Raw genomic sequence first — 13,284 nt, 5'->3', positions numbered from 1 at the left:
ATTAAACAGAAACATTTTGTTGGATTGTTCGCATCAATATTTCTCATTCTCTATGGTATATGGAAACTAAATCATTTTTTCGAACCAAAAGTTGGTCCAGTAGGTAACGGTATTAGTGATACTGATGTGAAAATAGTGTGGATATTGTTTGCGATATCAATGATTTTGGGTGTTGGTGGAGTGATATATTTTTCTTATTCTATTTTTAAAAGAAATGATTAATTAAGTAAACGGGAGAGGAAAGTTGAATAAAGAAGAGAAGAGGTTTTAGCGATGAAGAAATTGGTATTATTTACCTTTGTTGTTCTATGTTCTTCGATTTTGTTACTTCCAACCAATGAGGCAGCCGCAGCAGTAAAAAGTCCAAAAGGAACACAAGTTGTTGTGAATAATCATGACTTAGATTCAAAAGATATTCTCATTATGAACAATCAGGTATTTTTTAGTCTGACTTCACTCAAAGATTTAGGTGGCTTAACGTTTGCCTGGAATAATACTGCTAAGCAAGCGACAGTGAAGGGGGGCGACACAAACTTGCAGTTGACTATGAATAATAAAGTAGCACAAAAAAATGGATCTCCTGTTTCATTAAGTACTGCTCCATTTGTTCAAAACGGTAAAACAATGATTCCCTTACGTTTTGTTGCAGAAGCATTGGACGGTTCTGTAACTTGGAATCAAAAGACCCGAACGGCGTTTGTTTCAAAACCAAGTGCGAAACTGCTGACTGACGTTAAGAGTAGTGCATTAAGCACGGCCAGAAATGCTGCAATCAATCTTCCTAGAGTATCACAGCTCACGGAGGACTTTAAACCAATTATGGAAGCATCCAGTCTTCAATATTATTTTCCGGAAAACACCCATGACCGATTCATCGAGGTCAATAATAATGTAATCCGCTATTATAAAATCACGAAGAACACTGCTTATCTTAAGTGGCAAGCTTTCATTAGCGAAAAGACCACTACGCAAGATAACCTTTATTTCATAAACCGCTCCTTTGCAAAAGAGAACGGTTCCCTACCGAATTTTAAAGATACGACATTCGCCAACTTTCGCTGGATGCCTCATATTACTTCTACTGGATATGGTTTAATCACTAAGGAGAATTGGAATGACGTTGTTTTTAAACAAGCCGAACTTCCTCAAGTTAATCTAAAAGAAAACTATATTATTGTTGACATTCCAGAAGAAAAATAATTAGAAGTTGTCATAAAGAGGAGTTTGCAGTTGACACAATTATTATCGTAACGCCGCATGTCGGTATCGGTCCTTTTCGGATATGAATGCGCAGGGAAGAGGTGGAGCGGACTTTCCAAGCTTTGGGCCATTGGAGAGCTAATCATCGTATACATGGTAATCCTAGCTATATAGAAATGCTGTTTATACACGAACATTTCAATACGATGGCAATAGTCGGGTGAAGTTCATTCAACTGATAATCCGCAATACGCGAATAACATCTGCATTCCCTGCCTGTTTCAAGGTGCAATTTCATTAAGCTAACGGGCAGGATAGTGGATCGGTTTAACAATTGTGAAAAATGTGATATAACCTTAAAGGAGTGTAAAAACACAGATCGGTTGGTAGTCCGGTTGCACAGGGTCAGTTCCAGTGTCAGTGACCTTCCCCCCTCGGGATGTCCATCACTCCAGTAAAACAGAGGGGGAGTAAGTGTGAAGCTTACCGTATTGTTTGATGAAAGTTGTAAGTACTGGATTGGTGTGATTGAGCAGGAAGAACAAGGACGTCTAAAAGCTTGTCGTCATATTTTTGGTAACGAGCCAAAGGATCCGGAGATATTAGAGTTCGTTAGCGAGAAAATGATGGAATTGATGAACCTTACGAAAGTAGGAACGGATGCGAAACGAAGTAAAAACACTCGAATAAATCCGAAAAGACTAGCTCGGCAGGCGTCTAGAGAGATTGCCCAACGAGGTTTATCTAGCCATGCTCAGGAGGCAATAAAGCTGGACCTCGAATCCAGGAAACTGCAACGAAAAGTGCATAATCGTCAACAAAATCTTGAGGAAAATGAAAGAAAATATCAACTTAGAGTTCAAAAGGCGAAGAAGAAGCACAGGGGCAAATAGTCAAAACCAAGTAGCGTTTCAGATGAAGCAGGTGGGACTGGCTCCATAGCGTGAGATAAATTAAAAACACCTTCAAGAGAAAACCATGTCATAAGATATGGAGACAATTTCGGGAGGTGTTTTTGCGTTGGCTACAAGAGTTAGTTAACCGGAATTTTGGATGGCATTACAGTGAAAGAAGTCATGGAACAAAGGTACAGGCGGAAAATCGGTTTTTTTTGGTTTAAGTGAAATAAGTTTTATAAGGAGTTGAGAACAGCATGATTTACTATAAAGGAGCAGTACCTGGATCAGATAACTTCATAAATTTTAAAAGCGAAGTCAAATTGAAGGAAACTGATGTTGTTATTTTAGATGATAAGAAGTACTTCATTGAGAGTATTGATAATGGATTGTTGATTCTTCAGAGGGTTGGGTCAATTATATCAGTAAGTGTCTAAATAGGTAAAAAAAAGCTACGGTTGTCTGAAACCAGTGACGTCAAAAATAAAGGAGTTCGTAAGTTCGAACAAAAGGAAATATAAACTGTCCTTAAGCTTTTTTATGTAGAAAAGATCCCAAGATGTATAGGGATAAGACATGATCCCATAGAAAGTCGCTATTTTAGCGACTTTTTTTGTTTTATCGGTACTAGTTCTTGTTAACGGACAGGATAATTCAATATTCGTATGGAATATAAAGGTAATCGATTAGAGGAAGATTTTCGTGCTTTTTCATTTTAGCAAGACGCCAGTATCAAATTAGACGGGATGAACGGTTACAGAGGGAAGAGTGAGAAAGAAGCGAAAATGTGTTGAATGAAAGAAGGTATAGAAAATGATACGAGAAATTGAAGAGCAATTCACTGAAGAGATCCTTACCGAAGCAATAAAGCGATATGACATTAATAAAGACACTGTTCGTTCATTGGGCGGTTATGAAAGCTTTGTTTATGAATACCAGAAAAACAACGCATTTTTCATATTAAAAATCTCACATACAATTAGAAGATCGAGAAATAATATACGGGGTGAAATTGAATTTTTAAATTATTTGTCGAATAAAGGACTGGCAGTTTCAAATGCTGTTCCATCGACCAGGGGTAATATGGTTGAAGAAATTGCTGCAGAAATTGGTTCGTTCCTAGCCGTTTCATACGAAATGGCTCTTGGAAAAGAAGTGTCGGATGAAGATTGGAATGAATCGCTTTACGAAAAATGGGGCGAATTTATGGGGAAAATTCATCATGCCACAAAGAGTTACGAATGGAGTAATCCGGCGTTTAAACGACAAGCCTGGGACCAAGAAGTTCAATTAAAGGCGGAGAAGTACCTGCGACCTGATGATGTAATGATTTCAATTGTTTAAGAGAAAGATTAACAAAACTTACTTCTCTGCCCAAGTCCAAAGATACATACGGTTTGACTCATACTGATTTTCATCAAAGTAATTTTTATCTGCATAACGGCGACATTTATTTGTTCGATTTCGATGATTGCAGTTATACGTATTTCGTAAACGATATTGGGATTACATTGTATTATGCACTTTTTTATCCGTTTAAGGAATTTGAGAATAAAACGGAGTATTATAAATTGTTTTTCCGCCATTTTATGAAAGGATATCTGAAGGAAAATACAATCCAAGAAGAAGAAATAGTATATTTACAAGATTCTATTAAACTTCGTCATGTATTGCTGTATGTTTATTATCATCAAGCAAACGATATGTCAAATTTGGATGAAGAATCAATGAACAGGTTAAAAGAGCTTCAACGAGTAGCCGCTTCTGATGATCCTATGCTGCCGATTGACTTTGTTCATGAATTTAAAAGCATTTATAATAGTATTCATTAACCTGGAGCATCGTATTTTACTAAAGTAGGGGAAGGGCTGACTCAACACATCCGGCTCATAGGGGCCGGCCGTGTTGTCGGGTGACAAAAACATAGTAACATTAGAAGCCGCTGATTCTGATTATGCGGCTTTAAATATTTATGTTATCAAGTTGATATACTGGTAAATAGTTAATTATCAATTACATAGTGAGGTGTAATATGAATTCCAATTGCAAGGCACCTAAATTGCTGCAACAACTTGTGGAATGGGAAGGTTCTTTTGCACATGAGGTTGCATATCTAGAAAACCCATCAGGACTTTTCCTCGGATTAGATTATAGTCATGATGGTTACTTCTGTACTCCCGTAGACAGCATTCCATTTGCCAGCACTGGTGGAGACGGTGTACACTTTGCGCTCCTAACAGATTTTGGAGTAGTTAAAGATTTAGAAGAGGCTTTAGTTATTAGAGTGTCTCCTATGGATCATGAACGTGTTCGTATAGTTGCGAAGAATATAAATGATTTTTTTTCACTTCACTTTTACAATGAATCGTTAGCATGGAACGAATTCCAAAATGAAGATCGATACTTAAGTCATCTCCAAGAAGAACAAAGTAGGGAAAGTAATTCAGAATGGTTTGATCATGATCGGTGGAAGTTCGAAAAAGGAAAAGTGTTAAATGAAGTAAAGAATAGGTTCAACATTTTGCCTATAGAACAGCCTTTTTCCTATATAAACAATCTTCGTATAGAAAGATCATTCCAAGTAACTGTAAATACTCTAGATTCAATTGGTACCAAACAATTTATGCCAGCAGTGTCTAATGAAACTATAGAAATGTTAGCACTCGTTCGCCATCTTCAACATACTTGCTCTGGCGATAAAACTTTAATTGACCGAATTGCCAATGATCTTCGTTTATTAGGGTATAACCACGAGGCTGACTCACTAGTTTCACGTCTATTCATTTAAACATCGAACAGTTGCCGGTTGACAGCTGCACCTGCACTCCATTGCACTGACGTGAAACGTTAGTTCAATAGAAGACAAGAAGGCAGCCGTTAACGAGATCGGCTGCTTTTGTTCAACTAACGGGCAGTTTAATGCAACTGAAGGAATTCCGGGAAATATGGGGAATTCTATTTTTACCCCCTATGGGAGATATCAGTAAAGTGAGGGAGATACGATGAGTCAAACCGCAAATAAATTTGAAAAAGAAATAACTAAAAGAGTGCGGATGAAATACCTCTTACATTTGCCAGATCAACATGAAAAAGAATCCTCAATTAAGTGGCCTTTAATCTTATTTCTTCACGGGGCAGGTGAACGTGGAGATGATCTGGAGTTGGTTAAAGCACATGGAATTCCTATGATAGCAGAACGCGATCCTTCTTTTCCATTCATTACGATCTCCCCTCAATGCCCGGAGGATTCTTTTTGGAATGCTGAACAAGACGGATTGATGGCATTAGTAGATGAGATCATTGCAAACTATAACGTAGATACACATCGGATATACTTGACGGGGCTAAGCATGGGTGGTTATGGGACGTGGCACTTAGCAGCAGAATATCCAGGAAGGTTCGCAGCTATCGCTCCAATATGTGGTGGAGGTAACCCCAACCGGGTACATGAACTAATAGGAACACCCACCTGGGCATTCCATGGCGCGAAGGATGATATAGTGCCCATTGCTGAATCAAAAAAAATGGTAGACGCACTTCGCGAAAACGGCGGAAATGTCTCTTTCACAATTTATCCTGAATCGAATCACAACTCTTGGACAGAAACATACGATAATCCGGAATTATACAGCTGGTTTCTAGGTCATTCTCTAATTGTAAGGAAATGAAGTTGTTTTACACTAACGGGACACGTTAATTTAAAATAGCATGGAGCAGTTCGCCTGTAGGCAGCTGTTCCTTTTTTTAAGCTAACGGGCAGGGTAGTTCAATAATTTCGTGAATACTCTACATATGGAATGATTCACGAAGGTACATAGAATGATAGTGCGAAGTCAAAAATGCAATAAGGAGAGTTCTAGAATGTATGGACAATACCTCATTAGAATCCCTTGTTAAAGAAAAAGAGATTCACGAAACATATGAAGTAGCATCGAAAGAAGATATAGAAAAAACTGAAAATGCTTTGAATTACAAACTACCAAAATCCTATTGTGATTTTGTATCACAGTTTAGCAATGGCGCATTTCTGTACATGATTCAAGAAGTAAGCGCAGTAGGAGATGGAAACAAACAAATCTTATCGATTCAGAGACTTTCTTTACAAAGAATGACGAGCGTTGAGACTCATAAAATGATTAATATTAGAGAGGGTGGATCAGTGGAAATAGGCCTTTTAATCCCGTTTTCTCTAGATCATAATGGAAATGCATGGTGTTTCATTGCGAGCCAGATGAAGAATGAAGAATACAAAGTTGCTTATTTCGATAGTCACAACCCCAGATTGTATGGAATCATGGATAATTTCAATGAGTGGTTAAAGGTTTTGATAAACAATAGAGAGGAAGTAATTAGAACCTTATATGACGATAATGTGATTTCTACGGAACTAGGGTTGGGATAAATACTAGTTACAGCGAGATTTTTCATAACACCATAACGTTCAATCAGGAAACGTTGGAAATTGAGTGCGTCTCTAAGAAAAGGTGTGAACGAAGTTCGTAGATATATCGTTAATCGGAAACCGATAGATCGAGAGCGAACCCTTAGCAATGCATGGCTTATAGACAGAAAAAAAGAGCCGCATATGCGACTCAATTATTACCTGTCGGGGGACAGCATGGTCCCATTGAAAGTTGCTAATCTAGCGGCTTTTTTGTTTTATCGGTACAAGTTCTTGTCCCGAGTCGAGGACAATAAGTGAATGAGTTTAAAGGACAAGCGAGTTTACAACACGAAAGGACAGGAGTTCCGGCCCTGTCCTTTCTAAATGGAGAAACCGGACCAAGGTTTACAGTTCGACTCTCCAGTTGCCCATCATCTTGGCGACTCCGGGATCGCGGTACGATAAGAATAGACTCTCCCGAGTATCAAGGGTGGAAATGTGTTCCATATCGTCCGCACCCAACTCAAAATCAAAAATGTTGAAATTTTCGACGATTCGCTCTTTCCGTACTGACTTTGGAATGACAACAACTTCTCGTTGAACAAGCCATCGCAATACGATCTGGGCGACGGATTTGTTGTGTTTTCCCGCGATCGAGGTCAGCACTTCGTTGCCGAACATATTGTTTCGTCCTTCAGCGAACGGCGCCCACGACTGGTGTTGCACGCCCTGCTCTTTTACGAAAGCAGCGCTCTCTGTCTGCTGGTAGAACGGGTGCGTTTCAATCTGGTTGACGGCGGGCACAATTTCGTTATGCACAATGAGGTCCATCAGACGATCGGGCATGAAGTTGCTGACCCCGATGGCCTTGATTTTGCCGTCACGGTACAGTTCTTCCATCGCGCGCCAAGTGCCGTAGTAATCGCCGAATGGCTGGTGAATCAGGTACAGATCGAGATAGTCAAGCTGCAGCTTCTTCAGGGATTTTGCAAATGCAAGCTTGGCACTCTCGTAGCCGGCATCCTGAACCCAAATCTTGGTCGTAATGAACAGCTCCTCACGCGGTACACCGCTGCGTTTGATCGCGCGTCCGACCGCTTCCTCGTTAAGGTAACCGGCGGCGGTGTCGATCAAGCGGTAACCGGCCGACAGCGCTTCGTACACCGCGTTTTCGCACTCATCAGCATCGGGAATCTGGTAGACACCGAAGCCTAGGATTGGCATTTTCACACCGTTGTTCAAAGTTACAGTTTGCATTGCGATTCCTCCTATTGATCAAATGTATAACAGCAACCGGCGCGTATCCCCAACATCGGGGACTGAAGCGGGAATTCCGATTACGACAAAGTTGCGTTACAATAAGCATAGTGCCTTCGTGTTACACGAAGGCAAGAGGCTCTTATTCTTTTTTTCCAAGGGGGATTCCACATGTATACGGTCAAAGAAGCCGCTCAAATCACGGGGCTCACTGAGCACGCCGTGCGCTTTTATACGGATAAAGCTCTAGTGCCAAGCGTACAGCGCAATGAGAATAATATTCGATTATTCGACGAAGAATCGATCAACTGGCTGCATGGCATCAAATGCCTCAAGCAATCCGGGATGCCGATCGATGTCATAAAAATGTATATCGATTTATGTCTCGAGGGGGATTCTACCATTCCACAACGCTACAGACTCATGATGGAGCATAAAGAAGCTGCGCTCGCTAAGCTCGAAGAAGCCAAACAGCACGTTGCCCATTTGGAAGAGAAGACGGCACTGTACCAGGCCATTCTGGAGAACCGCTCACCAGACACGATGAATCCCGCCCACTGGGGCAGAATTCAGCATATGCACGGGGACGTGTTTTACTCGCGCTCTGCTCGTTAGGCGTGAGATACCTTTTTGACAGGACCGGCGTGCTTACCCTCGGTTATGCCTATCCGAATCTGGTGATGGCGGAAAATTATAATGCGCCGGGTTCGCCGTATTGGGCGCTTAAAACCTTTCTTGTGCTGCAACTTGCTGAAGATTCCCCGTTCTAGACCGCGGTGGAGGAGGACCTTCAGGCAGGCCCCGCCATCTCGGTACAGCCCGAGCCACATTTAGTGGTTTGCCGGAATAAGGAGACGGGCCGTGTGGCTGCATTCAACAGCGGACATTTATCAAGCAACGCACATACGCATACCTCGGCCAAATATGAAAAGTTCGCATACTCGGTGGTTATTCCATGGAAACGGGACAAGATCAACACATCGAGAGAACAGGCAGCCTGGGATTGTCGGTCAACCATGCGCTTGGCCGAAGCGGTATTTATGGCTTGAAACGGTACGAAAGGGTAGAGCTAACGACTCTGCTGGCAGATCTTGAGCCGGGAAGCCATCTGCTTATATCGGCGGTATGCGGGGAGACGGCAGGCAGCAGGCAGCAGAGCTGCCTATTCTCCGGAAGAAGCTTTGCGTGAACTTGGCATCGCGATAACACAAGACGGAATTTCTATCTCTCGCAAGGGAGAAGCGGAAATAGGTATTCCGTTCATTTTGGGCAACTTTTTCATGGAATAGGACGTCTAAATGAATAGAACTGGAATAAATTAGGGCTGATTTGAGGGGGAGGCCATTTGAAAAAGTTATTGATTAGCATATCGACGGTTATGATCTTTTTTCTTGCGAACGTCATTCCAACACAAGCATCAGGCAATGAAGTAATCGAGCATGGTATTCTAAAGAACAATCGAGTGCTGATCCCAATACGGGCAGTATCTCAGAACATGGGTATCGATGTGAAATGGAACCAATTTCAAAAAACGGCTCGATTGACCAAAGGCGAAACTGTAATCACACTTGCGGTTCAATTCAAAAGGGCCTTAGTAAACCAGGACCGCGTTGATTTTGATGCTCCGGTTGAGCTCATCCAAAACACAACTTATGTACCTTTAAGGTTCGTTAGCCAAACCATGGGAGCAGATGTGAAGTGGGATCAGAAAACCAAAGAAGCCACCGTTATCCTGGATGGCAAGCAAGTCGTCGTTAAGTTGATGAAGCCGAAGTATCAAGTACCTACCAACCAACGACTAAGTGATACTCGTATGGCGCGGTTATCGGAGAAATTGAACGAGGCATCTGATCTATCGAAAGTGAAACAGGTTCGCGCTTACTTCAAACCTTATTTTACGGATCGTCTAATTCAACAAATCATAGAGCAGGAAGGACTTCACTTTAAAGAAATGAATTTTGATATGAATACGGCAACGGTAAACTATGCAAGCAATACTAGCGCGATCCTTATTCAATCCTACATTCCAGGAAATATATTAACGGGCGAGCTGCATTATGTTTTTGATCGGGAAGCTCACATTATTTATGCTAATGGAGCATGGAAGGTGGACAATGTAAGGGATCATTTGAGACAGATCCCTAATATGAGCCTGGAACCCGATCTTCAGAAGTGATATCTAACCAAATCATGCCCAGCTCATGGATAGAGAGAATCTGGCTTAGTCATTATCCATGTAAACTAAAGAAGCCGCATTTTTGATATGATCCCCTTTAAGTAGACAGTGTGTAAAATGCGTATAAAAGTCTTCTTGGAGGAGATTTTTTTCATGGGCGAAATCCGAAAAACATATGACATCGAAATCAAGCGCTAGGCTGTTGCGATGTTCCTGAAGGAATATCTTGGCTACTGTCGGGTGACAAAAACATAGTAACATAAGCAGCCGCTGAATAAGCGGCTTTTTCTATTTATGTTATCAAGTTGCGAGTTAGGTCTTACTATATAAACATAGTTCGATATTACTACTTTCTGTCTGTTCTATTGGAAACAAATAACGGAAAAGGCGAGGACATCAGCATGGCTAAAAAATTGAATATCTTTTTATCTTTTCTAATATCTATTATCATCGCGTTCAGCTGCGGTGTGTATTTCTCGGAAGACTTGGGTTATAGTCGGAGTGAACCAACTATAGTTAAAGCTGGGCAAACAGTGGATGCCGAAAACGAACCTTCCAACGGAGATGGCGAAAAAGGCGCAACGATTTCCACGGCTCAGAATCAAGGAGGTAACGAAACGGCAAACGACGAACCCGAAGCTACCCGAGTGACAGCGGAGAATCGTTTCAGCGACCCAAGAGAGTTCAGATACAGTGTCAATTCAGCGAACGGTATCACGCTGACGTGGCTCGTCGATAATTTGACCGGCAAAACGATCAACTACTATACCGTGAAGGTCAGCACATTTAATCCCGTAGGAGACCCTTCGTATGACGAGCACTCCGGAAAGAACTCTTTCAATCTTCAATATGTCGGTCCGGTCATACCGGGGTTAGAACTCGGTGTGTTTGAGCTCTTCACGTATCAAGGTGCTTTGGATTCAATCCGTATCGACGAAGTTGACCTGGAATACGCGGACGGCACCAAAGAAACCGTCGTCTACAATCGCACGACTAAGGACGACAGCGGGCTCAATAATAGATAGAAAAGTTTATATTGCCACTTGCATAGTATTCATGTAAGAGGAAAGAACATACATATCCATTTAAGTCCGCGTTTTACGCGGATTTTTTTTGGTTTGAATTATGTTTTGTCTCGTAATTTAGATTGAAATATCTTTGAGTGTATATCATGATATTGAATGTTCATGGTGAACAAACTAATTAATTGCAAGGGGGTTCAACGCGTGAACGTGGTATGTCTGGCACTTAGGCACTTTAGATGCAGGTCCTACCGTTTCTTTTTCAGATGGAACCTCTTGCTTAAATCTGATAAGTTTTTTTGAAAAGTAAAAGGATCAATTGTCACTCTTCCTTAAGATTCGCGAAATAATTGTATTCGTTGATATGTACCGGAGCTGGGATTTGCGTCAGCCGGATAATTGGACTCGCGATGTTCTGAAAGATAGTCAGATGCGGATCATCAATGGATTTTCGTTGATCCACGATTTTCTATAGTATTCAAATAAATGGATAGCGCTGAATAACGGGAAACGTTAGCTCATTGAAGACATAAAGAGGCAGCCGGCTTTTGGGTCGGCTGCTTTTTCTCAACTAACGGGCAGGATTTTTCCAATATGTGGTGTATATGATTTAATGCCCATAGGTGCCCCATAGTTTAACGCGTTAGCATGAGGAGCAGATGTAATTGAAATGAATTCGCTTTGTAAAAGGGTTATTAACCCATGAACCCTGACATAATGTAGTCAGAGTTCATGGATTATTATGAGTATATCGGCAAAACAAACATTTAAAGGAGGAAGTTCACATGACAAATACAAGACCTGTTATTTCCGAGGAAAGCACAGAAATTCAGCCGTTCCGTATCTCCGTAGCGCAAGACGATCTAGAAGACCTTCGGTATCGTTTATCTCGGACTCGTTGGCCGGAAAAGTTAGGTGAAGCGGGCTGGAAATATGGGGTATCGCTGGATTATGTGAAAGAATTAGCACTCTATTGGGAGAAAGAATACGATTGGCGTAAATTCGAAGCTCGCCTGAATGAGTATCCTCAATTCACTACGAATATCGATGGTGCCAACATTCATTTTTTACATGTTCGTTCGCCAGAACCAGACGCATTTCCACTACTGCTTACCCATGCATGGCCTAGCTCGATTGTCGAGTTCTTGGAACTCATCGGTCCGCTCAGCGATCCGCGCAATCACGGTGGTGATCCGACTCAAGCGTTTCACTTAGTCATTCCTTCCGTTCCTGGATTTGGGTTTTCAGGGCCAATTCTTGAATCGGGATGGGATATCGCTCGTATTTCAAAAGCATGGGATGTCTTAATGAAGCATTTGGGATATAAGGAATACGGTACCCACGGCAGCGATTGCGGTGCACTTGTATCCAGAGAACTCGGCATTCAGAAGCCGGAGGGTCTTCGCGGCATTCATGTACTGCAGCTGTTTTCGTTCCCTTCCGGAGATCCGGCAGAGATGGCTGACTTAACGGAAGAAGATCAGCGAAAACTTCAATTCCTTGCCAATTTCCATGAACGGGCAGGCTTTAATTCGATTCAATCCACACGCCCGCAAACACTCTCCTATGGGCTAACAGACTCGCCGTCAGGTCAGCTTGCTTGGATTGCCGATTTATTTTGTGGCTTTGGTGACCATGTGGATTTTATCGACCGGGACGCATTTCTGACGAACGTCACCTTGTATTGGTTGACCAATACAGCGGAATCATCTTCTCGCTTGTATTATGAGAACGCGCACAGCCACAGTCAGGAGCCGCAGGGACCGAATACGACACCGACAGCAGTGGCCGTGTTCGGAGATGATTTCAAATCTATAAGACGCTTTGCTGAACGTGACAACACGAATATTGTGCAATGGTCAGAATTTGAGCGCGGAACCCACTTTGCCGCAATGGATGCACCGGATCTTCTAATCCCTGACATTCAGTCTTTTTTTCGGAGATTCCGTTGACACTATTTAATACGGTTATAGAAGATAGGAATTATAACACGTGAGTAAGCTGAACAAAGAGCAAATCCAAGAAGCAGTATCGATCAATAACCCAGTAAAATTTATAGTAACCCCGACTTGAATCGCTCGCTAGTACGCATAGCGCGTCAGACCCTGTACCTAGACTCTTCCCGTAACGCATTGCAATTACGTCCCTTGCTGGAGCCCGGAGGCTGTAGCGGGAGTGGTTCGGAACAAGGTACCGTTAGTGCAAATCTCCCGGCGGGGCATATGGGGGAAAAAGGTTTACCATATGTCCGAGGACAAGAACATAGCCCCATTGAGAGTCGCTAATTTAGCGGCTTTTTTGTTTTATCTGTACAAGTTCTTGTCCCTAATCGAAGACAAGAACTTGTAC

14 protein-coding genes are annotated in these 13,284 nt (G+C 42.0%); 13 read left to right on the top strand and 1 reads right to left on the bottom strand.

Annotated features, from left to right (window positions below; all coding sequences use genetic code 11):
* Positions 1–273 precede the first annotated feature (273 nt).
* The 7 genes from RB297_RS04475 (at position 274) to RB297_RS04445 (ending at position 6,498) form a co-directional block, all read left to right on the top strand.
* Positions 274–1,200 carry a copper amine oxidase N-terminal domain-containing protein gene (locus RB297_RS04475; RefSeq protein ID WP_375119858.1) on the top strand — a complete coding sequence of 309 codons (927 nt, stop codon included), beginning with the start codon at positions 274–276 and terminating at the stop codon, positions 1,198–1,200.
* A 476-nt stretch (positions 1,201–1,676) separates the two neighbouring features.
* Positions 1,677–2,093 (top strand): YjdF family protein, encoded by a 417-nt coding sequence (locus tag RB297_RS04470; protein WP_375119857.1) that lies wholly within the window; start codon positions 1,677–1,679, stop codon positions 2,091–2,093.
* An 816-nt stretch (positions 2,094–2,909) separates the two neighbouring features.
* Positions 2,910–3,440 (top strand): phosphotransferase enzyme family protein, encoded by a 531-nt coding sequence (locus RB297_RS04465; protein ID WP_375119856.1) that lies wholly within the window; start codon positions 2,910–2,912, stop codon positions 3,438–3,440.
* A 53-nt stretch (positions 3,441–3,493) separates the two neighbouring features.
* A complete protein-coding gene (locus tag RB297_RS04460; RefSeq protein ID WP_375119855.1) occupies positions 3,494–3,928 on the top strand; it encodes a phosphotransferase in 435 nt (144 codons plus the stop codon).
* A gap of 200 nt (positions 3,929–4,128) precedes the next feature.
* A complete protein-coding gene (locus RB297_RS04455; RefSeq protein WP_375119854.1) occupies positions 4,129–4,884 on the top strand; it encodes a hypothetical protein in 756 nt (251 codons plus the stop codon).
* 214 nt (positions 4,885–5,098) lie between these two features.
* Positions 5,099–5,764 (top strand): carboxylesterase family protein, encoded by a 666-nt coding sequence (locus RB297_RS04450; protein WP_375119853.1) that lies wholly within the window; start codon positions 5,099–5,101, stop codon positions 5,762–5,764.
* 197 nt (positions 5,765–5,961) lie between these two features.
* On the top strand, positions 5,962–6,498 hold the full coding sequence (locus tag RB297_RS04445; RefSeq protein ID WP_375119852.1) for an SMI1/KNR4 family protein: 537 nt from the start codon (positions 5,962–5,964) through the stop codon (positions 6,496–6,498).
* 387 nt (positions 6,499–6,885) lie between these two features.
* On the opposite strand, the gene RB297_RS04440 is transcribed toward RB297_RS04445, so the two are convergent.
* A complete protein-coding gene (locus tag RB297_RS04440) occupies positions 6,886–7,737 on the bottom strand; it encodes an aldo/keto reductase (RefSeq protein WP_375119851.1) in 852 nt (283 codons plus the stop codon).
* 171 nt (positions 7,738–7,908) lie between these two features.
* Here RB297_RS04440 and RB297_RS04435 point away from each other — a divergent pair, with 171 nt between their 5' ends.
* From RB297_RS04435 to RB297_RS04410, 6 genes are all read left to right on the top strand, one after another.
* Positions 7,909–8,352: a MerR family transcriptional regulator gene (locus tag RB297_RS04435; RefSeq protein WP_192571856.1), complete on the top strand. Its 444-nt coding sequence runs from the start codon at positions 7,909–7,911 to the stop codon at positions 8,350–8,352.
* A 65-nt stretch (positions 8,353–8,417) separates the two neighbouring features.
* Complete coding sequence (locus tag RB297_RS04430; protein WP_375120557.1) at positions 8,418–8,507, top strand: DUF2264 domain-containing protein; 90 nt, start codon at positions 8,418–8,420, stop codon at positions 8,505–8,507.
* A 185-nt stretch (positions 8,508–8,692) separates the two neighbouring features.
* Complete coding sequence (locus RB297_RS04425; RefSeq protein ID WP_375119850.1) at positions 8,693–8,926, top strand: hypothetical protein; 234 nt, start codon at positions 8,693–8,695, stop codon at positions 8,924–8,926.
* A gap of 156 nt (positions 8,927–9,082) precedes the next feature.
* On the top strand, positions 9,083–9,913 hold the full coding sequence (locus tag RB297_RS04420) for a copper amine oxidase N-terminal domain-containing protein (protein ID WP_375119849.1): 831 nt from the start codon (positions 9,083–9,085) through the stop codon (positions 9,911–9,913).
* Positions 9,914–10,446: 533 nt separating this feature from the next.
* Positions 10,447–10,938 carry a hypothetical protein gene (locus tag RB297_RS04415; RefSeq protein ID WP_119851200.1) on the top strand — a complete coding sequence of 164 codons (492 nt, stop codon included), beginning with the start codon at positions 10,447–10,449 and terminating at the stop codon, positions 10,936–10,938.
* A gap of 782 nt (positions 10,939–11,720) precedes the next feature.
* A complete protein-coding gene (locus tag RB297_RS04410; RefSeq protein ID WP_375119848.1) occupies positions 11,721–12,887 on the top strand; it encodes an epoxide hydrolase family protein in 1,167 nt (388 codons plus the stop codon).
* Positions 12,888–13,284 lie beyond the last annotated feature (397 nt).

Source organism: Paenibacillus sp. CR_12, assembly GCF_041953985.1.
In the GTDB taxonomy this organism is placed as follows: Bacteria; Bacillota; Bacilli; order Paenibacillales; family Paenibacillaceae; genus Paenibacillus_AQ; species Paenibacillus_AQ lautus_A.
Note: the sequence above shows the minus strand (reverse complement) of the source record. Positions and strands in the feature narration are given on the sequence as shown.

Coding starts and splice junctions, on each gene's coding strand:
- RB297_RS04455 (WP_375119854.1), top strand. CDS start 4,129: ATGAATTCCAATTGCAAGGCACCTAAATTGCTGCAACAACTTGTGGAA.
- RB297_RS04475 (WP_375119858.1), top strand. CDS start 274: ATGAAGAAATTGGTATTATTTACCTTTGTTGTTCTATGTTCTTCGATT.
- RB297_RS04435 (WP_192571856.1), top strand. CDS start 7,909: ATGTATACGGTCAAAGAAGCCGCTCAAATCACGGGGCTCACTGAGCAC.
- RB297_RS04445 (WP_375119852.1), top strand. CDS start 5,962: ATGGACAATACCTCATTAGAATCCCTTGTTAAAGAAAAAGAGATTCAC.
- RB297_RS04425 (WP_375119850.1), top strand. CDS start 8,693: ATGGAAACGGGACAAGATCAACACATCGAGAGAACAGGCAGCCTGGGA.
- RB297_RS04430 (WP_375120557.1), top strand. CDS start 8,418: ATGGCGGAAAATTATAATGCGCCGGGTTCGCCGTATTGGGCGCTTAAA.
- RB297_RS04465 (WP_375119856.1), top strand. CDS start 2,910: ATGATACGAGAAATTGAAGAGCAATTCACTGAAGAGATCCTTACCGAA.
- RB297_RS04440 (WP_375119851.1), bottom strand. CDS start 7,737: ATGCAAACTGTAACTTTGAACAACGGTGTGAAAATGCCAATCCTAGGC.
- RB297_RS04450 (WP_375119853.1), top strand. CDS start 5,099: ATGAGTCAAACCGCAAATAAATTTGAAAAAGAAATAACTAAAAGAGTG.
- RB297_RS04410 (WP_375119848.1), top strand. CDS start 11,721: ATGACAAATACAAGACCTGTTATTTCCGAGGAAAGCACAGAAATTCAG.